Source organism: Virgibacillus halodenitrificans (assembly GCF_001878675.1).
GTDB lineage: Bacteria > Bacillota > Bacilli > Bacillales > Amphibacillaceae > Virgibacillus_Q > Virgibacillus_Q halodenitrificans.
This window is the reverse complement of record NZ_CP017962.1, coordinates 3,374,471-3,399,872: the sequence shown is the minus strand read 5'-3', so window position 1 is coordinate 3,399,872 and position 25,402 is coordinate 3,374,471. Positions and strand designations below refer to the sequence as shown.

The 25,402-nt window shown below is 38.5% G+C and carries 25 protein-coding genes; 16 read left to right on the top strand and 9 right to left on the bottom strand.

Annotated elements, in window-relative coordinates:
* The first annotated feature begins 87 nt into the window (after positions 1-87).
* The 4 genes from BME96_RS16865 to spoIIID all read left to right on the top strand — a co-directional run bounded on the left by BME96_RS16865 (position 88) and on the right by spoIIID (position 3,257).
* Complete coding sequence (locus BME96_RS16865) at positions 88-975, top strand: stage II sporulation protein SpoIIQ (RefSeq protein ID WP_071649710.1); 888 nt, start codon at positions 88-90, stop codon at positions 973-975.
* A 295-nt stretch (positions 976-1,270) separates the two neighbouring features.
* Positions 1,271-2,299 carry an AimR family lysis-lysogeny pheromone receptor gene (locus tag BME96_RS16860; RefSeq protein WP_019378007.1) on the top strand — a complete coding sequence of 343 codons (1,029 nt, stop codon included), beginning with the start codon at positions 1,271-1,273 and terminating at the stop codon, positions 2,297-2,299.
* A 93-nt stretch (positions 2,300-2,392) separates the two neighbouring features.
* Positions 2,393-2,518 carry a hypothetical protein gene (locus BME96_RS20085; protein WP_019378008.1) on the top strand — a complete coding sequence of 42 codons (126 nt, stop codon included), beginning with the start codon at positions 2,393-2,395 and terminating at the stop codon, positions 2,516-2,518.
* A 445-nt stretch (positions 2,519-2,963) separates the two neighbouring features.
* A complete protein-coding gene (gene spoIIID, locus BME96_RS16855; RefSeq protein ID WP_019378009.1) occupies positions 2,964-3,257 on the top strand; it encodes a sporulation transcriptional regulator SpoIIID in 294 nt (97 codons plus the stop codon).
* A 279-nt stretch (positions 3,258-3,536) separates the two neighbouring features.
* On the opposite strand, the gene BME96_RS16850 is transcribed toward spoIIID, so the two are convergent.
* Positions 3,537-4,565 (bottom strand): nuclease-related domain-containing protein, encoded by a 1,029-nt coding sequence (locus BME96_RS16850; protein WP_071649709.1) that lies wholly within the window; start codon positions 4,563-4,565, stop codon positions 3,537-3,539.
* A gap of 777 nt (positions 4,566-5,342) precedes the next feature.
* Here BME96_RS16850 and mreB point away from each other — a divergent pair.
* From mreB to BME96_RS16830, 4 genes are all read left to right on the top strand, one after another.
* Positions 5,343-6,344 carry a rod shape-determining protein gene (gene mreB / locus BME96_RS16845; protein WP_019378010.1) on the top strand — a complete coding sequence of 334 codons (1,002 nt, stop codon included), beginning with the start codon at positions 5,343-5,345 and terminating at the stop codon, positions 6,342-6,344.
* 100 nt (positions 6,345-6,444) lie between these two features.
* Complete coding sequence (locus BME96_RS16840) at positions 6,445-7,248, top strand: flagellar hook-basal body protein (protein ID WP_071649708.1); 804 nt, start codon at positions 6,445-6,447, stop codon at positions 7,246-7,248.
* A 30-nt stretch (positions 7,249-7,278) separates the two neighbouring features.
* Positions 7,279-8,112, top strand: a complete 834-nt coding sequence (locus tag BME96_RS16835; RefSeq protein ID WP_060678153.1) for a flagellar hook-basal body protein — start codon at positions 7,279-7,281, stop codon at positions 8,110-8,112.
* Positions 8,113-8,223: 111 nt separating this feature from the next.
* Positions 8,224-8,583: a DNA-directed RNA polymerase subunit beta gene (locus BME96_RS16830; protein ID WP_019378013.1), complete on the top strand. Its 360-nt coding sequence runs from the start codon at positions 8,224-8,226 to the stop codon at positions 8,581-8,583.
* Positions 8,584-8,806: 223 nt separating this feature from the next.
* Here the strand turns inward: BME96_RS16830 and BME96_RS19690 are convergent, their stop codons facing one another.
* On the bottom strand, positions 8,807-8,953 hold the full coding sequence (locus tag BME96_RS19690) for a lmo0937 family membrane protein (protein ID WP_019378014.1): 147 nt from the start codon (positions 8,951-8,953) through the stop codon (positions 8,807-8,809).
* 152 nt (positions 8,954-9,105) lie between these two features.
* Here BME96_RS19690 and fabZ point away from each other — a divergent pair, with 152 nt between their 5' ends.
* Together fabZ and BME96_RS16820 are read left to right on the top strand one after the other, a co-directional pair.
* Positions 9,106-9,528, top strand: a complete 423-nt coding sequence (gene fabZ, locus BME96_RS16825; RefSeq protein ID WP_019378015.1) for a 3-hydroxyacyl-ACP dehydratase FabZ — start codon at positions 9,106-9,108, stop codon at positions 9,526-9,528.
* A 230-nt stretch (positions 9,529-9,758) separates the two neighbouring features.
* Positions 9,759-10,070, top strand: coding sequence for a hypothetical protein (locus tag BME96_RS16820; protein ID WP_071649707.1), 312 nt, complete (start codon positions 9,759-9,761; stop codon positions 10,068-10,070).
* Positions 10,071-10,173: 103 nt separating this feature from the next.
* On the opposite strand, the gene BME96_RS16815 is transcribed toward BME96_RS16820, so the two are convergent.
* Positions 10,174-10,863: a YtxH domain-containing protein gene (locus BME96_RS16815; RefSeq protein WP_060678154.1), complete on the bottom strand. Its 690-nt coding sequence runs from the start codon at positions 10,861-10,863 to the stop codon at positions 10,174-10,176.
* Positions 10,864-11,070: 207 nt separating this feature from the next.
* On the opposite strand from BME96_RS16815, the gene BME96_RS16810 reads away from it, so the two are divergent.
* From BME96_RS16810 to BME96_RS16795, 4 genes are all read left to right on the top strand, one after another.
* Positions 11,071-11,562, top strand: coding sequence for a competence protein ComK (locus BME96_RS16810; RefSeq protein ID WP_071649706.1), 492 nt, complete (start codon positions 11,071-11,073; stop codon positions 11,560-11,562).
* 374 nt (positions 11,563-11,936) lie between these two features.
* The gene (locus BME96_RS16805; RefSeq protein WP_060678156.1) at positions 11,937-12,815 is read left to right on the top strand and encodes a TetR/AcrR family transcriptional regulator; all 879 of its coding nucleotides are present in this window, start codon (positions 11,937-11,939) and stop codon (positions 12,813-12,815) included.
* Positions 12,816-12,839: 24 nt separating this feature from the next.
* Positions 12,840-13,706, top strand: a complete 867-nt coding sequence (locus BME96_RS16800) for an efflux RND transporter periplasmic adaptor subunit (RefSeq protein WP_071649705.1) — start codon at positions 12,840-12,842, stop codon at positions 13,704-13,706.
* 3 nt (positions 13,707-13,709) lie between these two features.
* Positions 13,710-16,787 (top strand): efflux RND transporter permease subunit, encoded by a 3,078-nt coding sequence (locus BME96_RS16795; RefSeq protein WP_071649704.1) that lies wholly within the window; start codon positions 13,710-13,712, stop codon positions 16,785-16,787.
* A gap of 529 nt (positions 16,788-17,316) precedes the next feature.
* Here BME96_RS16795 and zwf read toward each other — a convergent pair.
* The 6 genes from zwf to BME96_RS16765 form a co-directional block, all read right to left on the bottom strand.
* Positions 17,317-18,795, bottom strand: coding sequence for a glucose-6-phosphate dehydrogenase (gene zwf, locus BME96_RS16790; protein ID WP_019378024.1), 1,479 nt, complete (start codon positions 18,793-18,795; stop codon positions 17,317-17,319).
* Positions 18,796-19,066: 271 nt separating this feature from the next.
* Positions 19,067-19,510, bottom strand: a complete 444-nt coding sequence (locus tag BME96_RS16785) for a threonine/serine exporter family protein (RefSeq protein WP_019378025.1) — start codon at positions 19,508-19,510, stop codon at positions 19,067-19,069.
* Between the two features lie 24 nt (positions 19,511-19,534).
* Positions 19,535-20,278, bottom strand: coding sequence for a threonine/serine exporter family protein (locus BME96_RS16780; RefSeq protein ID WP_019378026.1), 744 nt, complete (start codon positions 20,276-20,278; stop codon positions 19,535-19,537).
* A 322-nt stretch (positions 20,279-20,600) separates the two neighbouring features.
* Complete coding sequence (locus BME96_RS16775) at positions 20,601-21,032, bottom strand: DUF2935 domain-containing protein (protein ID WP_019378027.1); 432 nt, start codon at positions 21,030-21,032, stop codon at positions 20,601-20,603.
* A 101-nt stretch (positions 21,033-21,133) separates the two neighbouring features.
* Complete coding sequence (chbG, locus tag BME96_RS16770; RefSeq protein WP_071649703.1) at positions 21,134-21,832, bottom strand: chitin disaccharide deacetylase; 699 nt, start codon at positions 21,830-21,832, stop codon at positions 21,134-21,136.
* Positions 21,833-21,848: 16 nt separating this feature from the next.
* Positions 21,849-22,574: a GntR family transcriptional regulator gene (locus BME96_RS16765; protein WP_071649702.1), complete on the bottom strand. Its 726-nt coding sequence runs from the start codon at positions 22,572-22,574 to the stop codon at positions 21,849-21,851.
* Positions 22,575-22,797: 223 nt separating this feature from the next.
* Here BME96_RS16765 and BME96_RS16760 point away from each other — a divergent pair, with 223 nt between their 5' ends.
* Both BME96_RS16760 and BME96_RS16755 read left to right on the top strand, forming a co-directional pair.
* Positions 22,798-24,102: a 6-phospho-beta-glucosidase gene (locus BME96_RS16760; RefSeq protein WP_019378030.1), complete on the top strand. Its 1,305-nt coding sequence runs from the start codon at positions 22,798-22,800 to the stop codon at positions 24,100-24,102.
* A 12-nt stretch (positions 24,103-24,114) separates the two neighbouring features.
* Complete coding sequence (locus tag BME96_RS16755; RefSeq protein WP_019378031.1) at positions 24,115-25,401, top strand: PTS sugar transporter subunit IIC; 1,287 nt, start codon at positions 24,115-24,117, stop codon at positions 25,399-25,401.
* The last annotated feature ends 1 nt before the right edge of the window (position 25,402 follow it).

The following is a 25,402-nucleotide window of genomic DNA, read 5'->3' as shown; positions in this document are numbered from 1 at the left end:
GATTAAATACACTTTTTTCAAAAATTTTTTCAAGAGATGTATAGATTTTCCTTTTTCTGATCAGAATGGTTGTTGAGGTGATGATCTATGAATGAGGAAAACAAAGGAACTCCAAAAAATAAGTGGAGTAACATTTTTCGGAAAAAGTGGTTTTTCCCGGCACTCTATTTAACAATAGCAGCAGTACTATTGTCAGTGGTTGTATGGTATCAAAACTTGGATAATCAGATTCCAGATGCCCAGGACCAAATTGACAATCAGGAAGAAGGCTTTTCGCCAAATCCAAATGACGAAGATGCACAACCTGTAATGGATCAGCAAGAAGTTATAGAGATGCCTGTAACAAACCAAGATCAAGCAGAAATCGTAACTAAATTCTTCGATTACAACGCGGAACAAAAGGACCAGGAAAGTGCATTGGTTCTCTATAACAACAGGTATTATCAGAGCAAAGGAGTAGATATTGCTTCTGCTAATGATGAAACTTTTGAAGTAGTAGCTGCCCTAAGTGGAACTATTACAGAAGTGAAAGAGGACCCATTGCTAGGAAATGTCGTTGTACTGTCTCATGATAATGATGTAATGACGTACTATGCTAGTCTTGGAGAGGTAAAGGTTAAAGCTGGTGAAAAGATCAAGCAAGGTGATCTATTAGGAACTGCCGGAAAGAACTTATTTGGAAAAGACAGTGGAACACACGTTTATTTCGAACTTAGAAAAGACGGTAAAGAAGTGAACCCAGAAACCTATTTCAATCAGCCAGTAAGCAAGCTTGAGAATATTACTGAAGAAGTAGCTGAGGAAGATAAAGCAGAAGATCAATCAGAACAAACAGAAGCTACTGAGACAGAGGACAGCAGTACAGAACCTACTCAAGAGGAAGACACTCAAGAGAATGACGAAACAAATACGGATACAGATAAGCAAGAAGAGCAAGGCAAGGAAGAAACGAATGATACTTCAGCAAGTGCATAAATTGCTGTGATCATTCAACGTAGTTTAATAGAAACAATCTAATTTATATCATGCAGGGATTTGAAAAGTACTAATTTTGTATGACTCAGGTCCTGCATGCCCCCTGACTATATTTAATAGAGCCTGAAGAATTTTCCCAACAATAAAGGGCATTCTTCGGGCTTTTTATATGAGAATGAAGTATAATAAGATCTAATAGTATGTTAATATTAAGAGAAGTGCAATAATTGTTGAATTTTGTAACAATATAACAGGCACATTAAAATATCTGTCCAGATATGAAAGGAGCTTCCATATGTTCAATTCGAAGGTTGAGCTGTCGGGTTTGGATCAGTTATCTTTGTCGCAATTAATGGGAGTGCTCTATCAGAAATATAAGGATGAGATGATTACAAAAAAACGAATAAAAGAAATTTGTTTGCAAACAAACTCTCCGGAACTTCAAAAGACAGGGATGGAATTCTTGTATATGAATGGATTTTATACGGAGCTGGAGACACTCATTTTAAAAAATCACCAATCCTCTTATACTTCAAACCGTAAATGGGCACTTGTTTATCAGTACACACTTGAGAGAAGAAAAAAACAGACCCCACCACGTGAATTACTAGGCAGACTAAATTTTATTCGAACGAAGGAACCTGAATTGACCTGCTTAGTTGAACTGCTACGCGTTACCTTGCACTATGACCTCCAAGAGTATTCAAAATTAGGTAACTTTCTGTATAATCAGCCTCAGCTTTTCAATGAAGTAGAGGATAATGTATTGCGCAATTATTTCCATGTCAGACTCTACCAAATCTTGCTTACTTATTATACATTAAGAGATCAAGTGATTATGGCAAGAAAGTTTGGCTATCGGTTGCTAAACCAATCTACAAATGCAATGACTAAAATAGGTACACATATTAAGCTGGGCTTAACCTATACATTTGATTCGTATACACAAGGTATGTACCATTTTCACCAAGCATTGGAACTGGCAAAACACCATCATATAGAAAAATATGATTATTTGATACTACAACGAAATATTCCTTTTCTTGCAGCTCACTGGAATCGGGTGGACAACATCTACACAAAGGATAAAAGTGAACAGGCACATATTGAAATTGCCAAAGGAAATAACCAGAATGCCATTGAGATACTTGAGGAACTTCCACTAAACAGTCCTTTTCAGCTATATTATATGGGGAGGGCAAAGCAAGATAAACAACTTCTTTTAAAATCTTATAGAGAATTTATTGAAAAAAGAAGTGACCACTTTTTCAGTAAATTACCACTTGCCGCCCTAAAGAAAATGAACAGTAAAGAGGAGATTTAATATCTCCTCTCTTTTCTCCTCGCAAACTAGGTCTTTTTTCCTGCGTAAAAAGGTCCGGCTTTTTCAGATCAAACATTCCAAGGAGGAATTTTAATGAAAAAGTTGAAGTTTTTTCTCTTAATCATCCTAATTTCGCTTTCTTTTACAATTACGACTGATCCAGGTACTGCTGCCGGTGATACGATTAAATCTGATCCTGATTTCGGTGATGTTGATTAATTCTTTGGAGCTAAACCAGTACTTTACTCAATTTTAATTTAAATGTAAGAAAGAAGAATAAATGATTTCTAAGAGAAAGCTGGACCTTTTTCATATAAGTTTTCCGACTTCCTTTTGAAAATACTTCTTGTCCTATAACGAATAATTAAAATTATAATCATAAACCTCTTCTTCTTGTAATAAAATGTTACAAACCAAGCAATCAGAAATGTCTGAGGTGAGAGCTTGTGTGGCACTTCTGAAATAGATAAAAGACAGCCTGCCTTTACTTATTAATAACTGAAAATTGGATAAATTATCTAGTGACATGTTTCTAGATCATTTGCTTAAGCTTACATAATCAAATACTTAGTTCCTTGTACATGCAAATAAAATATATGCCACTACATTTACACCTTGTCTCAAACCCACACCTCGGAAATATCCAACTAGGGAGGCGAATGGTGTGCATGATTACATCAAAGAGAGGACTATCAGGATAGGGAAGTATGTTGTGGAAACGAGAAAAACTGTCCGTGTGATAGCAAAAGAATTTGGTGTCTCGAAAAGCACAGTACACAAAGATCTTTCAGAACGTTTACCGGAAATAAATCCAGAGCTGGCCAATCAGGTAAAAGAAGTATTGGAATATCACAAATCAATCCGTCATCTCCGTGGCGGAGAAGCAACTAGAAAAAAATACAAATTTGAACCAGAAAGCGAAACTGGAAAACAGAATCAGCCAAGACCAGTAGGGTAACCTTTAACTAGCAGCTTGGGGAGGTGATTAATGAAAGAGGTGTATCCATATACTTAATAGAAAATCCAGCAATAGATATCTGTTGCTGGATTTTCTATGTCCTGAGAAGGGCTGTGCTCGCTCTAAGGGGAGGCTGATTGGCAGGAGGGGGGAAACAATCCGCTGGAGAGCTGGATAATCAGCCGGAGGGAAGAACAATCGGCAGTAGGTTTGTCCCTCTTTACCAGAGTATAAATTACGGCTTTAAATAATTTATTATACATACAATTCAGGGAAACTTTACTGAGTGAGAGTGGGTTTTCTTTCTTTATTTGGAACATAGGAATGCTGTGGATATTTTTCTAAAGGAGGAGCATGGTATTTTCTCCCTCTATTACTACCAGTTTCGAAAAGTTCCATTGATTTTAATGCAGTATAAGCTGTTTTATCGGATTCAGTTTGTAGAAGCAACTTACATTCTTTATTGGTAATAGTGGGGTTAAATAGTAAAAAATAGTCAAGGATCTTACGGGCATGTGCTGTTTGATCAGAAAGATTGCATTTACAGCAGTACCATTTTTTCCTCCCTCTTTTTAAAGGAGAGTGGTGACAGTTGGAACACTCTATTCCGCTTAAAAAGTGAGAGTTATTTAATTTATAGTACTTAATTAGATTAGGTTTTTTTGGTGTATCACATCTCAAAATAGCTTCATGAATCTGTCGTAAACCAGTTTTATTTATTCGATTATTAGTATATTTTGCTTTTAGTTCGTTTATTTTTGGAATAAGCTTGTTAGCATATATCACTTTTTCGTTAAATGTGGGATCATTTTTCGGGTTTTTAACAATAGTGGCGGGGTCAGCAATTACTACAAGGGATTCAATAGGAATACCATGGAAAGAGGTGACTTGCTGGAGCCAAAAATTTAATTGCATTTCATGAGAGAACGTTTGGAGGACAGGGCTTTGGTAGCCTTTTTCGCTATTGTTATACGTTTGTGTCAATTGGTCTAATTCTGAATTATAATTTAGTATTCCTTTCATATTTTTCACTTCTATATTCAGAAAAAATTTAGTAGAAGTTAGTAAAGTATCAATTTGGAAAGGGTTGTTATTTACTTTCAACCTTAATCCTTTATAAATGTGGAAATGCCTTAGAGGGTGGGTGCTTAACTGATAATCAACAAGCTGTTCACCTCTATATCCAGCTAAATGGAATAAATAATCTTGGTTGATAGTACTATTGTTTCGATGCTGAGGCTTCAACTGTCTGAAAAGGGCTTCATAGCATAATACTGAATAAGGCTTTAGTCTTTTATTAACATGCAATTTTAAAATTCTCCTTTCAATGATTTACATATGTATTCGACAATATTGTATAAAATCCTCTAATTACTTAAATGAATTAAAGGATCTTTTAAGAAATTTGATGTTAATAATCCGGCGGAGGGAGAAGTAATCGTCCGGAGAGCGGAATAATCCGCCAGAGGGGGAAGTAATCGTCCGGAGAGCAGGATAATCCGCCGGAGGGAGAAGTAATCATCCGGAGAGCAGGATAATCCGCCAGAAGGGGAAGTAATCGTCCGGAGAGCGGAATAATCCGCCGGAGGGAGAAGTAATCATCCGGAGAGCGGAACAATCCGCGGCAGGAAGAAGTAATCATCCGGAGAGCAGAATAATCCGCCGGAGGGAGAAGTAATCGTCCGGAGAGCGGAACAATCCGCCGCAGGAAGAAGTAATCGTCCGGAGAGCAGAACAATCCGCCGGAGGGAGAAGTAATCGTCCGGAGAGCGGAACAATCCGCCGCAGGAAGAAGTAATCGTCCGGAGAGCAGAACAATCCGCCGCAGGAAGAAGCAATCAGCCGGAGAGCAGGATAATCCGCCGGAGGGAGAAGTAATCATCCGGAGAGCAGAATAATCCGCCGGAGGGAGAAGTAATCAGCCACAAAGCGCAACAATCTTCAGACAGGTTTATAAGACAGATTTCCTACATAAAAATTTCTTCAAATTGCAGTTAATTGTTGAAAATTGTGGTAAAATATTATATTAGTAGCATTGTGTTTAAAATGTGAGATAGTATTTTTATGCTAGGAGGATCTAGATTCATGTTTTCTAGAGATATTGGAATTGACCTTGGAACTGCCAATGTTTTAATTCATGTAAAAGGTAAAGGAATTGTATTAAATGAACCTTCTGTTGTTGCGATGGACCGAACTACTGGAAAAGTTTTGGAAGTTGGAGAAGCGGCACGTAGAATGGTTGGTCGTACACCAGGAAACATTGAAGCGATTCGTCCATTGAAAGATGGGGTAATTGCTGATTTCGATGTTACAGAAGCAATGTTAAAACATTTCATAAATAAGATTAATGTAAAAGGATTTTTATCAAAACCGAGAATGCTTATATGCTGCCCGACAAATATTACAAAGGTGGAGCAGAAAGCAATTAAAGAAGCTGCTGAAAAGTCAGGCGGTAAAAAGGTTTATTTAGAGGAAGAACCTAAAGTCGCTGCAATTGGAGCAGGCATGGAAATATTCCAGCCAAGTGGAAACATGGTTGTTGATATTGGTGGAGGCACTACAGATGTAGCTGTTCTTTCCATGGGTGATATTGTTACATCAGAGTCCATTAAAATGGCTGGGGATAAATTTGATGTGGAGATTCTTCAATACATTAAAAAGAAATACAAGCTGTTAATCGGGGAACGAACTGCCGAGGACATAAAAATTAATATTGCAACTGTGTTTAAAGGTTCTCGTACAGAAGAAATGGAAATTCGTGGCCGAGATATGGTTTCAGGACTTCCTAAAACCATTACAGTATATTCTGCAGAGATTGAGGAAGCACTTCGTGAATCTGTATATCTTATTGTGCAAGCAGCGAGAACTGTATTGGAACGCACCCCTCCTGAGTTATCTGCAGATATCATTGATCGTGGTGTTATCCTCACAGGTGGTGGAGCTTTAATTCATGGTATTGATCAATTGCTTGCCGAAGAATTAAAGGTTCCGGTGTTTATGGCAGAAGAGCCAATGAACTGTGTAGCAAAAGGCACGGGCATGATGCTTGATAATATTGATAAAATCGAACGCAGGAAAATTGTTTGATTTACCGGTGAGGAAAATAGTATCTATGCTTCCTATTACCCTAACTAATCATACAATAAACCTATAAAATAGAAATAATTTGATTGAAGGAGGAGCCGTCTTGTTAAGAGGTTTTTACACAGCTGCCAGTGGGATGATTGCACAACAGCGTCAACAAGAAGCTTTATCAAACAATATAGCAAACGCCAATACACCAGGTTATAAAGCTGATCAAACAGCGTTAAAATCGTTTCCTGAGTTACTTATTAAACAAGTAGGTGAAATGGATATTCCTACAAAACATGGTCATAAGCTTCCGGTACAGAAATCCATAGGTTCACTGAATACTGGCGTTTATGTTCAAGAAACCATTCCCAATTATGTTCAGGGTGATTTACGTGAAACAGGTGTATCTACGGACCTTGCACTTGTGAACGGTACACTCCCAGAGGAGACAGGAAATTTATTTTTCATTGTTCAAAATGAGTCAGGGGAAGAGCGATACACGCGTAATGGCAATTTTACAGTCGACGGGCAAGGCTATCTTGTAACAAAGCAGGGCTATTATGTGTTGGATCAACAAGGTAATCAAATTCAGACAAATGGAATGGAATTTACTGTAACTCAAGACGGTTTTCTCCAGACAGAAGGGCAGACTATCCCTTTAGGTATAGCTTATACAGAGAATGCAAACACATTTGTAAAAGAGGGTAATGGTCTCTATCAAGGGCAGGCGGATCCTGTACCAGCCGGAACTTCATTTAAAATAGAGCAAGGTTTTCTGGAACGGTCGAATGTAGATTCACTGCAATCCATGACCCAAATGATGGAAGCATATCGTATGTTTGAGACAAATCAACGTGTATTAAAAGCATATGATGAAAGCATGGGCAAAGCAGTTAGTGAAATTGGCCGAATCGGATAACAGGCGATGATGAAGTGAAGGAGGAGACACATGTCAAGAACAATGATACAAGCAGCTGTAACAATGAATCAATTACAATCTAAACTTGATCTCATTGGGAATAATATGGCAAACAGTGAAACAACAGGGTATAAAAATCGTAGCGCAGACTTTTCATCCTTGTTATTTCAGCAAATAGATAACCTAAAAGATGAAGCAAATGCGGTAGGTCGATTGACACCTGAGGGCGTAAGAATTGGATCTGGCGCAAAGCTTGGTACACCAAGCTTTGATTTAAATCAGGGTTCGATCACGGAAACCGGCCGTACGCTTGATGCAGCTCTGTTGCGGGAAAATCATTTCTTTCAAGTTCAAGTGACAGAGAATGGGATAGTGGAAACCCAATATACACGTGATGGTGCATTCTATCTAAGTCCGATAAATAACAATGAGGATGTCATGCTTACAGACAAAAATGGGAATCCGATTATTGGGGAAAATGGTTCTATCGTTATTCCAGCAGGGTTTGACTCAATCGATATCCATCCGAATGGTCAGGTATCAGTTAAGCGTGGGGATCAAACGGAAATTGCTGGAAATATTACGGTTGTTGAAGCTGTTCGACCACGTCTTTTAGAAGCTACTGGTAACAACTCATTCCGTCTTCCGGCAAATATGGCGGAGCTTGGGTATCAGCCATTTGAGGTTATGCAAGGAGTCGAACCTGGAACTGAGATTATAAAAAATGGTGCTTTAGAGCGATCTAACGTCGATATTTCAAAAGAAATGACAGATTTAATAATGACCCAACGTTCTTATCAATTTAATGCTAGAACAATTTCCATGAGTGATCAGATGATGGGGTTAATTAACCAAGTCAGATAAGGCTCTTTCATATTGGAATCAATAGAGAAGCTATTGACTAAAAACCTGAAAATACACTATAGTTATAATAATAACAAAGGGCATTGTCGGGATGTAAGGAGAAACAAGATTATGACTACTAAACAAGCAGAAAGACCAGTTGAAGAGAAGCAGACAAGAAATTCCCATAAAGACAGTCAAAAAAAGACCAACGTGGGAGATTCTGCGTCAAATGAGCAGGACACTGCAAAAAAGACATCAAGAAACCAGCAGAAGCAGAAACAGAGGGAAGAAAAGAAAAATAATAAACGACCAAGACTTCGGGTTTTTCCAATCTGGCTCCGTATCATTGTCGTTCTTCTTCTTTGTGCGATAGCTCTAACAGCTGGATTAATGATTGGCTATGGAGTCATAGGAGACGGTACTCCGACGGATGCACTAAAAAAAGACACTTGGCAGCACATTATTGATATTGTAACAAAAACAGAATAGCACAAAAGCACAAGCAACCTTTAAGGCGCTTGTGCTTTTTTATATGGTTCTAATATAAATGTGGGTTAATACAATCATTCGCAATGCGAACTAATTTGCGTTGTCTCAATTTTTTTACGACAGATCATCTCGCACTCCTGTTGATTAATCTATTCTACGGCGGATAATCTCGCTCTGCTGCCGATTAATTTATTCTGCGGCAGTTATATTATGCAAGCAAAAGTTAAACTTTTCCACGACCGCCTTGGATAAGACGGATAATTAAAACAACAAGGGCAATCACGAGCAGAATGTGAATAAGTCCTCCTACTACATCAAATCCAAAACCTAGTGCCCAAAGGATTAGTAAAATAATAAGTAATGTCCACATACATTCTCCTCCTTTCAAACAGATTATTTTAAAGTTGACTAAAACAACTATTTTTATACTTGCAACTACCTCTCTATTACCTTTTTATAAGTAAAATGAAACATTTCTCTGGTATAATGGACAAAAATACATAACATATAGGAGGAACAAATATGATGGATATAGAGCAAATTAAACAAACAATACCTCATCGCTATCCTTTTCTTTTGGTGGATAAAGTGACTGAAATGGAGGAAGGAAAGCGTGTTGTAGGGTTGAAAAATGTTAGTGCAAATGAACCCTTTTTTCAAGGACATTTCCCGGAATATGCGGTCATGCCAGGCGTATTAATTATTGAAGCTTTAGCCCAGGTTGGTGCGATGGCTGTTTTAGGTAAGGAAGAAAATAAAGGGAAGCTTGGTTTTCTTGCAGGTGTTGATAAATGCCGATTTAAAAAACAGGTTCGCCCAGGTGATCAGCTGAAATTAGAGGTTGAAATCATACGGTTTAAAGGTGCCATTGGTAAAGGAAAAGGAATTGCCACTGTTGATGGTGAAGTGGCCTGTGAAGCAGAGATCATGTTTGCTATAAAATAAGTTATCAAGGCAGGAGATCGGCAGTTACTATGCTTTCTTCTGCCAATATTATCTATGTAATTTTTAAATATCCAATAATAAAATATCCCCTTTACGGTAAATGCCCTCTCTTTTAACATCACATAATCCTCCTAAATCAAAAATAGAATTTTTTATAAAAAAAGTAGTATCACAATTCTAGTTCTGGTTAAGCTAAAATCGATAGCGAACATACAAAGGAGGAATTCAACATGAATAAGAAGTTTTTAATTAAGCTTGGTGCGCCAGTGCTAGCTTTGTCTCTTGTTGCTGCTTGTGGTACAACTAATGACACAGATCCTGTAGAAGAAGAGGCACCGTTAAATCAGGAGGATGACAACAACAATAATAATCCTGCTGAAAACAATGACATGAATAACAATGATGATATGAACGGTGACGGTATTGATGAGGATATCGATATGAATGAAGATCAAGAAGACAATGGTATGGGCAATGATAATAATAATGGCGACAAAAACAAAGATAATAACGATATGAATGGTGGAGCAGGAAACCAATAATTAATGAAGTAGCTATCATGAACGAGCTTCCCTTTATATCTAAAAAGCAGAACAGCACTCTAATTTAATAGAGACCGTTCTGCTTTTTGTTCCTGTTCCTTTACTAATTATCTTCTGTCTTTTTTGCAGTAGTGGATTTTTTGGTAGCTGTGCTTTTAGTAGAAGTGGCTTTTTTAGTTGTACTACCTGACTTCTTAGCAGCTGAGCCTGTGTTCTTCTTTGTTGAATTCGTTGTTTTTTGTTTTGCTGTTGAGTTTGCAGTGCTTTTTTTATTTGCAGCACTTTTTGCCTTTGGCTTCTGTTCTTCTTTTGGCTTGGAAGCAGTTTTATCGGCATCTTTCTTCTTTGTGTTCTTCTTCTGGGAAGCTTTTTCTTCTTCTGGTGAAGTTTTTTTGTCATCATTACCTTTAGCATCCTGCATGTGATCTGCTTGTAATTGAGCACCTTGTTCACTATCTTTTACATCATTAACCGGATTGGCTTTGGTGGCTTCTGTTGAAGATGGAGAAGCAGCTTTTTCTTCTTCGTTATTATTCTGTTCAGATTTTGCAACAGGCATAATCTTGTTTTCTTTTATCTCAGAAAGCTTTACTTGGGTAGCCTTTTGAATATCACTTTTTTTGGTTATAGCTTTGTCTTTTACAGAGCCAGCCTGGTACACTAAGTCTCCTCGTAGTTCTTTCCCGGACTTCGGAGTTAAAAAGATGGCGGTTAGTAGCCCAATAATTATTCCGAAGAAGGTACCTGAAAGGAAGCCTTTGTTATTCTCTTGATTTGCTGTCTGTTTTGTCATGTCTTATTCCTCCTCAACTTAGTTACTCATCCTATTATAAACAACTATTCATTTCTATTTCCAGTTTTTCTTGCCTTTTGAAAATAACTTTCTAACATTACCCGAAATTGGAACTGATAAAACGTTTCTTTCTAAAAGCCAAGAAGATTCCTTTATCTGAATGTTCATAGTAATATAGTCTTATATAGATAAGGGGGAATAGACTAATTGAAGAAACTATACACGATTACAAATAAAACAAAAGCGATATCACTACATAAGCATTCCACGCATTTTCGCTCTTCTATTATAGAAGCAGGTTCCGAAGAAGAAACATCCTGCGTATTCAGACCGGAACAAATTATTGACCAAAATTGCATTATTTATGGCTCCACATTAAAAAGAAGGCAAATCGAATCCAAACATATTCTTCAATTAAAAAATAAATTACCGGTTCGAATTATCCCTGAAAAAAATATTTATATGTTTCCAACAGCTTCTATAAAAAACGAGGCTTGTATTTGGGTCGCTTATCAGCATATTCGAGGGTGTATAGAACGCTTTAATAAGACTTATATTTTGTTTAAGGATGGGACAGACATACCTGTTGAGGCTTCTCACCGTTCCGTAGACCTTCAATATATTCGTACAGGTCAACTAGTTGCTCGCCAAAATGACATTAGGCTGTTTGGTAATGCTTCTTTTACTTGGTTAAACTAGAAAATGACCAGTCGGTTAATTTAATTTAGAAGGTTTGGTTATCTAAATATATTGGTAGAGCAGTATTCAAGGCTGGCGATGTCGGTATAACCTCTCCCCTCGAGGATTGACAATCACAATATATGGCAAAAACTACTGTGGCGACGCTTTGTCTATTTTTACTTCGAGGGGCCTTTACTTTTGTGAAAAAAAAGTTAATGGAAGAGCGATTATATTTGGATTGAAGAAAAATCCAATCTTTCTACTTGTAATACTAGGTTACACACATGTAATATAAAGGAGCAATCAGATGTGGCTATAAGTGACTAACCAGTCAGTCATTAATTGAATGAAACTAAACGGGATAGAAAACCGTACAAGAAACAGGTGAGAACATGAATGAGAAGAAGCTTTCTTTGCTACTGGCAGGTATGAAATTATTTGCTCAGAAGGGCTATCATCAGACTTCTATACAGGAAATAGCTAATGAAGCTGGCGTCTCGAAAGGTGCTTTCTATATTTATTTCCAATCAAAAGAGGATTTTATTACAACGGTATTTTCTCACTTTTATACACAGATAAAAGAGAAAATGAGTGAGGTTGACGAGAAAAAGCAACCTGCCAGAGAGAGCTTGGCAAATCAAATAGCTGTTTTAACGGAATATATTGCTAGCTACAAAGACTTAATAACAATGCATTTAAGGGAAAACATTTCGATAGGAGAAAATACGGATAAGATAATTAAAGAAATGAAATTGCAAAATTTTTACTGGATGAAGGATAAAATCACGGCAATTTACGGTAGTAAGCTTGATGATCTACTTATCGATACAATTATTCAATTAGAAGGATTGCTTAATGGTTATCTTAAATGGATGGTTATAGATAACATTCAAGTTGATAAAAATGAAATAGGACCATTTATTATCCGCCGTTTGGATGAAATTGTTCAAGGGATGTTGGAGAAAGAGGAAAAGCCTTTGCTGTCAGCAGCAAATATCCCTGATACATATCGTTATGAACAGCAACTGAATCAAGTTGCTTTAGATGATGTTATTGCTGGTATAGGCAAAAAACTAAATGATTTAAATTTGGATATTAGCAAGAAAGCTCAGCTCAAAAAAGTAGTGGAGACGATAAAGGAAGAGGCAGTGAAAGAAGAGCCTTCACCAATAATTATTCAGGGCTTGCTGGCTCATTTTTCAGCTATTCCAATGCTGCAATTAGAAATTGAGCAGCTTGCCGATATTTTTAATGTAGAATTATTAAATTGACTGTATATGAGAGGAGAAAAGAGAATGAAAAAATTACGGGTTGGAATACTTATTCTTTTAACATTTACCATTATTGGTTTGCTTGCTGCTTGTAATGATGAAGAAGAGAATAAGAGTGATGACAAAGAGAAAGTAACGCCTGTAGAGGTTACCAAAGTTGTGAAAAAGGATATGATTATTGAAAAATTACTATATGGAAGGACTTCGCCAAACAGTACGTCTCCAATCATGGTTCAGGTGCCAGGGGAAGTAGATGAATTGGAAGTAAAGAATGGTGATATGGTTGAGGAAGATGATATTATCGCCAAGATTTCAACACCACAAGGTAAACAAAATATCCGTGCACCGAGAGACGGAAAAGTAGCAAGTCTTTCTGTTTCAGAGGGAGAAACAACTCCAACGGAAGAGCCACTCGCAGTAATTACAGATATGGACCCAATGAAGGTTAAAGTAACAGTGACGGCAGATGCGCGTTCTCTTTTTAAGCTGGAAGAAACATTAAAGGCAATGATTGATGACCAAGAATATGATGCGGAGGTAACATCCATTGGCAGTCTGCCAGACGATACCGGACTTTACCCTGTGGAAATTTCAATCAAAAATGAAGATGAAAAGATTTTGCCTGGTATGGTTACGGAGGTACATATCACGGAGAAGAAAGTGGAAGATGCATTGACAGTGCCGACTTCAGCAATCGTTGAAGAAAGTGATGCATCGTTTATTTATATTGTAAAAGACAATAAAGCAGTAAAGAAAAAAGTTGAAATTGTGGAGACACAATCAGACCATACGGCAATAAAGGGTGACGTTAAGTCTGGCGACAAGGTTGTCGTGAGTGGTCAGCTGACCTTGTCTGATGGAAATCAGGTAAAGGTTTCGAAAGGGGAATAAACAGTGAAGCTTGTTCAAACATCCGTAAAACGACCTGTGGGAGTTATTATGATTGTACTCGCAGTACTGGCATTAGGGATCGTTTCGGTAAGAAGTTTAACCATCGATCTATTCCCGAAGATTGACCTTCCAGTTGCTGTTGTTGCTACATCTTATCAGGATGCTGCTCCACAGGAAGTAGAAAATTTAATTAGCAGACCGATAGAATCCTCTGTGAGTACGGTGGAAGGAATTGAGACCGTTCAATCACAATCTCAATCCGGGTCATCCTTAGTACTCATGATGTTCAGTAATGGAACCGATTTGGACCAAGCCTTACTTGATGTCAGAGAAAGTATTGATCAAGTTAAAGGGGCATTGCCAGATCGGGCGGGTGATCCCCGAATTATGCGCTTTAACCCGGATCAGCTCCCGGTAATGTGGGTAGGCTTAACCGGTAAAGATGCTGCTGCTTTAACTGAAATTGCAGACGACCAGATTGTGCCTTTCTTTGAACGTCAAGGCGGGGTGGGATCTGTCTCTCTTGAAGGTGGAAAAGAAAGAGAAATCCAACTCATTCTCAATCAGTCCAAACTCACGCAATATGGTGTAACAGCACAGGCCGTCACCCAAACCCTTTCCAGTGCCAATCAGTCTGCTTCGGTTGGTACGGTAGAAAAGGGCAATCAGGATTTACAGCTACGCTTAACAGGTGAATTTGATTCAATAGAAGACATTAAGCAAACCATTCTGCAAACAGAAGCAGGAGCAAAAATTCATGTAGAAGATGTAGCTGAAGTTAAGGATACGTATAAAGATGAATCCAGCGTTACATTGGTTAACGGTAAACCTTCTGTCGTATTATCTGTCATGAAAAAAACAGACAGTAACACAGTAGATGTTGCTAAGAACATTCAAGAGAGTATGGATGAAATCAAAGCAGATCTACCGGATGATGTGGATTTAAACGTTGTTATTGACACGTCTGAGTTTATTCAGATGTCCATTAAATCCGTTGTTCAGAACATACTCATTGGTGGAATCATCTCAATATTTATTTTGCTTTTATTCCTAAAAAGTATAAGAGCAACAATTGTTATTGGTTTATCGATACCAATTGCAATTATTACAACGTTCTCTCTGATGTATTTCACTGGAGAGACGCTAAATGTTTTAACACTCGGTGGGCTTGCATTAGGTCTTGGTATGATGGTGGACAGTTCGATTGTTATTCTCGAGCATATTTATACCTATCGACAACGAGGCTATAATTTAATCGATTCAGCAATTAAAGGTGCATCAGAGCTTGCGCCAGCGGTAATAGCTTCGACGACTACCACTCTGGTTGTATTTTTACCAATTATTTATGTAGAAGGTATTGCTTCCGATTTATTTACACCTTTAGCATTGGCAGTTTCCTTCTCGCTCATTACTTCTTTGGTAGTAGCTGTTACACTTGTTCCAATGCTTTCATCCAAGTTACTCTCCAAAGCAATGGAAAATGGAGGGCGCCGCTATTGGTTTGATCGCTTCCTTGATTGGGTGAATGGTAAATACCGCAGTGTTTTGAAATGGGTGCTTGGCCATCGCAAGACAACAATTGCAGCTACTTTTCTAGCAATTGTAGCAAGTCTTGCACTAACTCCGTTTATTGGTGCAGAGTTTATTCCTTCTGCGGACCAAGGGCAGATGGAAGTACGGATTGAAACAGATCAAGGTAGCTCGCTGGCACATACAGAAGAAATAACAGAAAAGGTAAATAAAAAACTTGCTGACTATGAAGATATCATGGAAACAAACTATGTTAGCATAGGCGGTGGTGATTTTGGTGAAGGTGGTTCAGCCAATTCAGCTGTGTTTACCATTCAATTGATCCCATCTGGAGAAAGAGAAAAATCAACAGACCAGGTTGTTCAGCAGATGGATAAAGATTTGAGTGATATACCTGGAGCTGAAATTACTGTGAGTGCGATGGACGGTGGCATGGGTACTGGTGATCCGATTCAGATTCAACTGAACGGACCGGAGCATGAAGTGCTGTCCCAATTAGCAGATCAGGTTGTTAAGGAAATTTCTGACGTAAAAGGAGTCTACAATGCGGAGTCCGGTGCGGCTGAAGGTGTTCCGCAAATGAACATTGTTATTGATGATGAAAGAGCGGCAATGTATGGACTTTCACAGGAACAAATTCTTGGGCAGATTCAATTGCAATTTACAGGTCAGGTGGCAACAAAATATCGTGAGGATGGCCAGGAGATGGATGTTACGCTTATGTATCCAGAGGATAAGCGCAGTTCCATTAGTGATTTACAGGACATGAAGATTCAATCATCAAGTGGTGCTACTATTCCTTTAGAAGAAGTTGCCGAATTTGATGAAATGAATGGACCTGCTACATTATTGCGGGAAAATCAACAACCACAGATGAATGTGACTAGCCAAGTTGTCGACAGAGACTTAGGAAGTGTCGTATCTGATGTGGAAAGTAATTTGGAAGGCTTGAATCTGCCAGAAGGCTACACGTATGAAATCGGGGGGCAGGCAGAGGATATGGCCAAATCATTTGGCGACTTGGCAATTGCCTTGATATTCTCTATCTTCCTAGTGTACGCGGTAATGGCAATCCAATTTGAGAACTTCCTATTCCCACTTATTATTATGTTTGCAATGCCGACAACGGTAGTAGGTGTTCTGTTGGGATTATTCATAGCTGGAATCTCATTAAGTATCCCCGCGTTTATCGGGATCATTATGCTCGCTGGTATTGTTGTAAATAACTCCATAGTATTAGTGGATTATATTAACATACTGCGGCGAAAAGGGAAGGATCGCTATGAAGCCATATTGGAAGCAGGTCCAAGCAGGTTACGCCCAATATTAATGACAACATTAACAACGATCTTAGCCATGGTACCTCTCGCATTCGCATTAGGCGAGGGCGCTGAGACACAGCAACCATTGGCTGTAACGATTATATTCGGCCTGGGTGTTTCCAGTATGTTCACCCTATTGCTTATTCCAGTGGTTTACACCTTATTCGATGATCTAACGAAAAAAATCACAGGACGCAAGAAGAAAAGACAAAAGAAAAAAGAAGCATAGTAAAAAGCCTCCACAGCTGTGGAGGCTTTTTGTTTAGCTGTTTCCCGCGAAAGTTTAGCTGCACCCGAGACAAGTAAGCATACACCCGAGACAAAGTTCGTCCTATCCGAGACAAGTGAGCGATCAACCGAGTCAGCGCACGTCCCACTCGAGACAGCTGAGCACTCACCCGAGACAGAGCACGTCGCCCCCGCGACTGCAAATCCGTTACCCGCGACAGTGCACCCTGCCGCCACACCAGCGCAACTTTAATAAGAGCGCTGGACATATGAGAGAGCAAGCCAAAATATGAGAGAGCCAGGGTCTCATATGAGAGAACAAGCCAAAATATGAGAGACTCCCAAGCTCATATGAGAGAGCAAACCAAAATATGAGAGACCCCAGACCCAAATGAGAGAGCAAACAGCAACAATAACCTCCCTAACTACCTGACAGCCCATCAACCACCACGCACGCCAAATAACCAAACAAAAAAGCACTGCATCAAACGATACAGTGCCAAGGTTAATTAAATCCAACTAGTTAAGATCTACTCTTCCTCTGAAATCTGCCACCAATGGAAGCCATCTTTTTCTAAAAGCTCATGAGCTGCTTTCGGACCCATCGAACCAGATGCGTAATTCGGGAAGTCAGCTTCTGTAGCAGCCCACCCGGATAAAATAGAATCAATAAAGCGCCACGAATATGCTACCTCATCCCAATGAGTAAAGTTGGTTGTATCACCAATCATACAGTCATACAACAGTTTTTCATAAGCTTCCGGTGTATTGATACCATCTATCCCATTATTTGTATAGGAAAGTTGAATTGGTTGAGCAATCGATCCAGCACCAGCTTTTTTCGCATTAAGATAAAGTGTTATTCCCTCGTTCGGTTGTATGTTAATGACAAGCAAATTCGGATGCTTCTTCGGCTCTTCCTTATAATACAAATTCATAGGGATATCTTTAAATTCAACTACAATTTTAGTGCATTTTTCTGCCATTCGTTTTCCGGTTCGAATATAGAAAGGAACACCGGCCCAGCGGTAGTTATCGATCATTACTTTTCCTGCTACAAATGTTTCTGTATTAGATTGAGCAAGTTCATCTGCTTCCTCACGATAACTGCGAAGTTCTTGGCCATCCAAATGTCCGCTGCCATATTGTCCACGAACAAAGTAGTCTTGCACTTGTTCTTTTTCAATCATTCGTAAAGAACGAAGTGCACGTACTTTTTCAGAGCGGATTTCATCTGTAGATAAGTTAATTGGCGGCTCCATCGCGAGTAGTGCGACCATCTGAAGCATGTGATTTTGCACCATGTCCCTTGCTGCCCCGGAATGATCATAATAGCGCGCCCGCTCCTCAACACCGAGCTTTTCACTGGACGTGACTTGAATGTTAGAAATAAAGCGGTTATTCCATAAATGCTCAAAAATACCGTTGGCAAAGCGGATAACTTCAATATTTTGTACCATTTCCTTGCCAAGATAATGGTCAATTCGGTAGATCTGTTCTTCATCAAAAGCGACACGTATTTCATTATTTAACTCTTTCGCAGATTCTAAATCATGCCCAAACGGTTTTTCAATAACAAGGCGTGTCCAGCCAGGGCTGTTTTTCAATCCATGGCTTTGAAGATTTTTTGCGATGGATCCGAAATACTCTGGTGCCATCGCCAAATAAAAGATCCTGTTACCACTTGTTTGATACGTTCCCTCCAACTCCTCCAAAAGACCATGGAGGTTGTTATAAGAATCTGTTTCGGTGACATCAAAGGAATGATAATAAAAATGTGAAATGAATTTGTCTACATTCTCATCTGTTGAAACTTCCTGATCAAGGGAGGCTTTCACATTATCCCGGAATACATCGTTCGTCCATGGTCTGCGTGCAAGGCCAACGACTGCAAAATCTTCGTCAATTTTTCCATTTTGATACAATTTGTATATAGATGGGAAAAGCTTTCGCTTAGCTAAATCCCCAGTTGCTCCAAATATGACAATTGTTACTTTTGGTGTTTGCATAGAATGAAAACCTCAATTCTTGGTATATATATAAGATTTTATAAATAAAAAAAGGATAAATCAACTATTGTGGTTAACTATCCTGTATTTTTATTTATTTCTGGATATATATGTATAACTGTAAAATAATTACTTCATGCCAATTTTAAGCGATATATTCCAAGGGAGTAAAAAGGCTGCCAATTTTAAAGGGCTCAATACGCTTAGTCTGTAAAGATAACGTACATGTACAAATAAACGAAAAAATACTCCCATACTGCTTTTAAAAAACTTAATCCTTTAATGCGTTTCCAGCTTTGGTCATTACTTGTTTTACTACTTCAGAAAACATCAGCCCGATGGCAATTCCGCCGGCAAGCAGCATGACCTTTGCTGATAATTGAACAGCTGTAAAATAATCATTCTCTACAAAATTACGCATAGCATCATAAGCGATTCCACCTGGAACAAGGGGGATAATTCCAGAAACATTAAAAATAATGACAGGTGTTTTATACAGTTTGGCACATAATTGGCTTAAAACAGCAACAAGCATCGCACCAAAAATTGTAGCTGGAACCACGTCAAGTCCTTCTGCTACTAAAATATAATACAAAATCCAGCCAAACATCCCAACAAGCCCACATTGTAATAATCTATCTCTTGGTGCGTTGAATAAAACACCAAACCCTGCCGCTGCAACAAAACTGGTGATTAGTTGTGCTAAATCAATCATGTGCTTCCCTCCTTAAAATCTAAATTAAACAAAAGCAAGAACCACTGCCACTCCTGCGCCAATTGCAAAGGATGTTAATATGGCTTCAGCTCCTTTAGACAAGCCTGCTACAAGGTGTCCAGCCATCAGATCTCGTACAGCATTCGTAATATGCAGGCCTGGTACAAGTGGCATGACAGCCCCAATTATAATCTTATCCAAATCAACTCCAACGCCCTGTGTAATAAACAGAATAGAGGCAAGTCCAATAATTAAAGAAGCAAAAAATTCAGCTATAAATCGGATCTCAACAATTTTTTCTGCGCCAAGCATAGCAGCAAAACCAAGTCCACCTGCAATAAAGGAGGGAAGGAAGTCAGGCCATGATCCGCCAAACATGATAGTGAAGCTGCCACTGACAAATGCTGCCGCAATAATTTGCAGCCAGTATGGGAAAGCTAATTTCGCTTCAGATACATTATTTAATAATAAATTTGCTTCATATACGGTTAGTTCGCCTGCCGTTATTCTTCTGGAAATACTGTTAACTTCCGCAATTTTATGTAAATCAGTGGCACGATGGGAAATTCTTCGAAAATGAGTTGCTTCCGAGCTATCCATTGAAAAGTTGATGCCTGTGGGTGTTGCATAACTCTGTGCATCATGTAAACCAAATGCAGCTGCTATGCGGTTCATGGTATCTTCCACTCGATACGTTTCTGCACCACACTCCAGCATGATTTTTCCTGCAAGCATACATACCTTAGCCACTGCAATTTTCTCCTTCATTTACTCACCCTCTCTCTATGTAATAGTAAACGGCAATATCTCTAGCTATTATATGACGGAACGCTTTGGATTGAAAGAAAACACAGGAAATTTAAACAAAAAAATATTGAATAAAGTTGATTCAATCTTATAAAACAAGAAGAGGATCAGAAGATAGTTTCATATAAGATTCCTATTAATATCGTAACAACAACTCCGCCAGATGGCGTAGACCAAACCATCAAAATCCATATGATCAATAAATTGAAAGAGTTCATTTGTAATCAATATAAATCAAAATCTCACGGTAATAAATTGCCTCCGTGAGATTTTTTAATTCCTTCTAATTATTTTGTTCATATAGTATAGTCTGCGCGATCCCAATAAAATACTCCGATTCATCGATGATATGGTTAATAACCACTCTGGCTGTGGAGTTGTTTTCTGCTGCTTTACTTTCTGTTTTTACTTTTCTGCAGAATTGAGTAAATGCTACACTTTCCTGCAGACAGAAAGAGATGAGCTCCAGAACTTGCTTATAAAGATGCGGAGGCAGCTGATTATTACCACGAACCACTGTCTCAACATAGCGCCGTACATGCTGATGGGTTGTTTCCAATACATCCTCCCAGTGTTTTAAGGCTTCGACATACTCCTTCTCCAAATCACTCATTAATTCCCGCATAACAACTGTATGCTCCGCTTCCTGCTCTTTCCAAAATTCCGCCTCATCCAGCACACGAAGCGGCATTTGATTGCCATAATAAAATTGCAAAACATCATCTCCCTGGTCCGAATAATAGAACACGTCCACTTGATGTATATGTAGGGAGATGTAGTTATATGTAATAGAAAAGGTTATATGGAATTAGTTAATCACAATTTTCTAACCCAATTTGGAAAAGTCAGTTCTTGTAAAATCTGAAGCTCTTTTTCTCTTTGTTCCTGATAAGAACTAACGGAGCGTAAATCATTGTCGACAATAGCTGGATGGGTCATGATTTCAATCGAATGATGTGGTTGCTGTTGTAGCTTATCAAACAGCTTTTTATCCACACTTTCCCCATAAAAATCCAACCAAAGTGTTTCGGTTAGCAGAATATCTTTTTCGTTCTTTAGCGTGTCTGTATAACGGACAGGTACCTGGTATTCATTTGCTAGTTGAAGAACGAGATTTTTTAATGGTGCCCAGCCGTGTATATGATGATGACTATCAATATGATGAAGTGGAAGCCCAGTGGCTAAAAATGCTTCCAGTTGCGAACGCCATTCTCTTTCTACTTCCTCTAAATCAGGTGCTTCCATCTGTGCAAAGTTATTCGTGTATCGGAAATTACCGTTCTCATTAGTCAATCCGGAAACATTGTTAGATAACGGCTTCCCCCATGTAAGAACAAGATGTATTCCTACTTTTAGCGAGGGATTCAATTTAGCGGCTACTACTGCATATTCGGTTGCTAAACCATTCATCATTAAGGTTGTGGACTGAACAATGCCATATAGATGTGATTGAACAATTCCGTCGGTAACTCCCTTTGTTAATCCAAAATCATCTGCATTCACTAAAACTTTCAAGACTCATTCCCCTCTCTTATTCATTAGGATAGTTACGCTCAATCACAAAATTTGTTTTATCTCCTCGGAAAAAGGAACGAGAATATTCTACTATTTTACCGTTTGCATCTTCAGCAATTGTTTCAATATAAAAACACGGTAAGCCTTCTTCATAATCTAATTGGTTAGCAATTCGTTCATCAGCAAAAGCAATTTCCACATGTTCTGTTGTCTTTGCTATATGAATCTGGAAAACATCTTTCATAGCTGCATATAAGGAAGTTTCTGCATGCTCCTTTGTAACTCCGGGAGCGACCGACCAAGGAATATAGGCGATTTCGTATTGTGTTGGCTCACCATTTGCTTTTCGAACGCGTTCAATCCGTTGTACGGGATCGTTTGGTGCAACTTGTAATGTTTGTTGTAACAATTCTGTAGCAGGAATAACTTGTATGCCGACTAGAACAATCTCTGCCCTCTTTCCTTGGACCGCGACCTGATCACTATATCGTTTTACAGTGTGAGACAATGTTTGCTTTACTTTTTGTTCAGCTACATAGGTGCCTTTTCCTTGATGACGGACAAGATAGCCTTCCAGTGTTAATTGGTTTAATGCAGTTCTCACAGTGGTTCGGCTAACATCAAAATCCTTACATAGCTCCAACTCAGTTGGTATCTTCTCCCCTTTTTTATAAATATTTGATTTTATTCTATTTAAAATTTCTTCTTTAATATAAACATGAAGTGCTTGATTTTTTTCCATATATTTTCTCCTTTAATAATCTACTTCAAGTGTACTAAAATGCCTGGATAATAACAACTTATTATCAAATGTAGTAACAAATAATACAAGTTTATAAAAATAACTAGACAATAAAAAATATGTATGATACATTTTATTTAAGATAACAACATATTATGAATTACAAGAAATTAATTATTAAAACTTAAGCGTTTACAAAAATGCATCAAAGGAGTCTTGCGAAATGGCATTAAAAGTAGTCGTGATAGGTGGAGGATCCAGCTATACACCAGAAATTATTGAAGGACTTATTAAAAGACATTCCTCTTTTCCTGTAACGGAGATTGTACTAGTAGATATTGAAGCGGGAAAAGAAAAGCTGCAGATTATTGGAGAATTGTCGAAACGAATGATTGAAAAGTCCGGCAAATCTATTAATCTATCCTGGACATTGGACAGAAGAAAAGCACTGCAAGGAGCAGATTTCGTATCTACACAAATTCGTGTGGGTGGACTGGAAGCACGTGCCAAGGATGAGCGAATACCATTAAGTCATGGATTTATTGGACAGGAAACAAATGGGGCTGGAGGTATATTCAAGGCATTCCGTACGATTCCTGTATTAATGGAACTGGCAGCAGATATTCACCAAATTTGCCCGGATGCATGGATGATCAATTTTACAAATCCTGCCGGTATTATTACAGAAGCTTTGTTAAAGCATTCGCAACACGATAAAGTTATTGGCGTTTGCAACATTCCATATAACATGCGTCATTCCACAGCAGAGATCCTGCATGTGGCTCCAGAGGAAGTGGATATTCAATTTGTTGGTATGAATCACTTTGTCTTTGGAAGAAGAGTATTTGTGAGCGGGATCGATCGTACCCAAGAAGTTTTGGAGAAATTAAAACAAGGGCTTGATTATTCACCTGCTAATATTGTAAACCTTGGTTGGTCCAGCACATTCATAGATGCGTTAGGCCTTTTGCCAAACCCGTATCATCAGTATTATTATCAGACGGAAGAAGTGTTGAAAAAAGATATAAAAGCATTTGAAGAAAACGGAACGAGAGCAGAAAAGGTACAAGAATTGGAAAGATCATTGTTTAAATTATATACAAATCCTGATCTCCACGATAAACCGAAGGAGTTGGAAGAAAGAGGAGGGGCCTTTTATAGTGACGTTGCCTGTAGTCTGATGGATTCCATCTATAATAATAAGAAGGATATTCAGACTGTAAATACTCGTAATAATGGCGCAATCCCAGATCTGCCAAATGATGCAGTTATCGAAGTGAATAGTGTTATTACGAAAAATGGGCCTAAGCCGTTAGTTGTCGGTCCACTTCCTTCATCTATCAAAGGAATGGTTACCCATATGAAGGCGTTTGAAGAGCAAGTAATTCAAGCAGGTATTTCCGGTTCATATAATGATGCCTATATTGCCATGTTAATGAATCCACTAATGCAAGACGAAAAAGGAAGTAAATTGGTTCTTGACGAGCTGTTGGAAGCACATAAAGCGTTTTTACCACAATTTAATTAGGGAGGAAATAGTATGAATAAATTTATGGAAAAATTTATTGAAATTGCCGGGCGGATTGGTGCCCAACGTCACTTAGTGGCTATACGTGATGGATTTGTAGCTATCATGCCATTGATTATCGTAGGATCTCTCGCAATACTAGTTAATAATTTTCCACCATTCGGTTCCTTTGACTTTGTTGCATGGATGAATGGGATATTTGGAGAGGGCAACTGGCAAACAGTTGGCGGCAGTATCTGGAATGGGACATTTGCGGTATTAGGTTTACTTGTGGCTTTCTCCATAGCTTATAATCTCGCTAAATCCTATGAAGTAGATGGTCTCTCAGCTGGTATTATCTCGGCGGCAGCTTATATTATGCTTGTGCCGGTAACGGAAGATTGGGGTCTGAATTTCGCTTGGCTTGGAGCCCAAGGATTGTTTGTCGCTATTGTACTTTCTATTTTAGTAACCGAGTTGTTTCGTGTTCTGGTAAAATCAAAATGGACAATTAAGATGCCAGAAGGTGTCCCAGAGGGTGTTGCAAGGTCATTTAGAGCATTAATTCCTGCTACAATTATATTAATTCTTATTGGTTTCTTTCAAGCTATCATGAGTGTATTTGCTGAAATAAGTGTATTTGAATGGATCTTTAGCGTAATTCAAGAGCCGTTGCAAGGTCTTGGCAACACATTACCTGCAGCTATTATTATTGCTTTTTTAAATCATTTATTATGGTTCTTCGGATTGCATGGTACGAATATCATTGGTTCTGTCATCGAACCACTTTACTTACCGCTAATTCAAGAAAATCTGGAGCTATTTAAAAGCGGTGTGTCTGCCTTTGATGTACCATATACAGTTACTAAACCATTCCTTGATTCATTCGTTTTTATGGGCGGATCAGGTACAACAATTGCATTGCTGGCAGCCATTTTTATTGTGATTAAACAACAGAAAAACCATCCGTACCGTGAAGTCGCAAAGCTGTCTGCACCAGCTGGATTGTTTAATATAAACGAACCTGTTATTTTTGGATTACCAATTGTATTAAATCCTGTTATGTTAATTCCGTTTATTTTGGTACCGGTTACGTTAACGATAATTTCTTATGTAGCACTATCTACAGGACTTGTACCTAAAACAGTGGCATTAGTACCTTGGACCACACCACCTATTTTAAGTGGATATCTTGTCACAGGAGGAAGCTGGAGAGGAATTGCTCTACAGGTGTTCAACTTGGTTCTGGCAACACTCATGTATATTCCGTTCATTATGGCAGGTGCAAGAACATTAAAAGCAAAAATGGAGGATAACTAAC

Coding starts and splice junctions, on each gene's coding strand:
- BME96_RS16865 (WP_071649710.1), top strand. CDS start 88: ATGAATGAGGAAAACAAAGGAACTCCAAAAAATAAGTGGAGTAACATT.
- BME96_RS16860 (WP_019378007.1), top strand. CDS start 1,271: ATGTTCAATTCGAAGGTTGAGCTGTCGGGTTTGGATCAGTTATCTTTG.
- BME96_RS20085 (WP_019378008.1), top strand. CDS start 2,393: ATGAAAAAGTTGAAGTTTTTTCTCTTAATCATCCTAATTTCGCTTTCT.
- mreB (WP_019378010.1), top strand. CDS start 5,343: ATGTTTTCTAGAGATATTGGAATTGACCTTGGAACTGCCAATGTTTTA.
- BME96_RS16835 (WP_060678153.1), top strand. CDS start 7,279: ATGTCAAGAACAATGATACAAGCAGCTGTAACAATGAATCAATTACAA.
- BME96_RS16830 (WP_019378013.1), top strand. CDS start 8,224: ATGACTACTAAACAAGCAGAAAGACCAGTTGAAGAGAAGCAGACAAGA.
- BME96_RS19690 (WP_019378014.1), bottom strand. CDS start 8,953: ATGTGGACATTACTTATTATTTTACTAATCCTTTGGGCACTAGGTTTT.
- fabZ (WP_019378015.1), top strand. CDS start 9,106: ATGATGGATATAGAGCAAATTAAACAAACAATACCTCATCGCTATCCT.
- BME96_RS16820 (WP_071649707.1), top strand. CDS start 9,759: ATGAATAAGAAGTTTTTAATTAAGCTTGGTGCGCCAGTGCTAGCTTTG.
- BME96_RS16815 (WP_060678154.1), bottom strand. CDS start 10,863: ATGACAAAACAGACAGCAAATCAAGAGAATAACAAAGGCTTCCTTTCA.
- BME96_RS16805 (WP_060678156.1), top strand. CDS start 11,937: ATGAATGAGAAGAAGCTTTCTTTGCTACTGGCAGGTATGAAATTATTT.
- BME96_RS16800 (WP_071649705.1), top strand. CDS start 12,840: ATGAAAAAATTACGGGTTGGAATACTTATTCTTTTAACATTTACCATT.
- zwf (WP_019378024.1), bottom strand. CDS start 18,795: ATGCAAACACCAAAAGTAACAATTGTCATATTTGGAGCAACTGGGGAT.
- BME96_RS16785 (WP_019378025.1), bottom strand. CDS start 19,510: ATGATTGATTTAGCACAACTAATCACCAGTTTTGTTGCAGCGGCAGGG.
- BME96_RS16780 (WP_019378026.1), bottom strand. CDS start 20,278: ATGAAGGAGAAAATTGCAGTGGCTAAGGTATGTATGCTTGCAGGAAAA.
- BME96_RS16765 (WP_071649702.1), bottom strand. CDS start 22,574: ATGGAAAAAAATCAAGCACTTCATGTTTATATTAAAGAAGAAATTTTA.
- BME96_RS16760 (WP_019378030.1), top strand. CDS start 22,798: ATGGCATTAAAAGTAGTCGTGATAGGTGGAGGATCCAGCTATACACCA.
- BME96_RS16755 (WP_019378031.1), top strand. CDS start 24,115: ATGAATAAATTTATGGAAAAATTTATTGAAATTGCCGGGCGGATTGGT.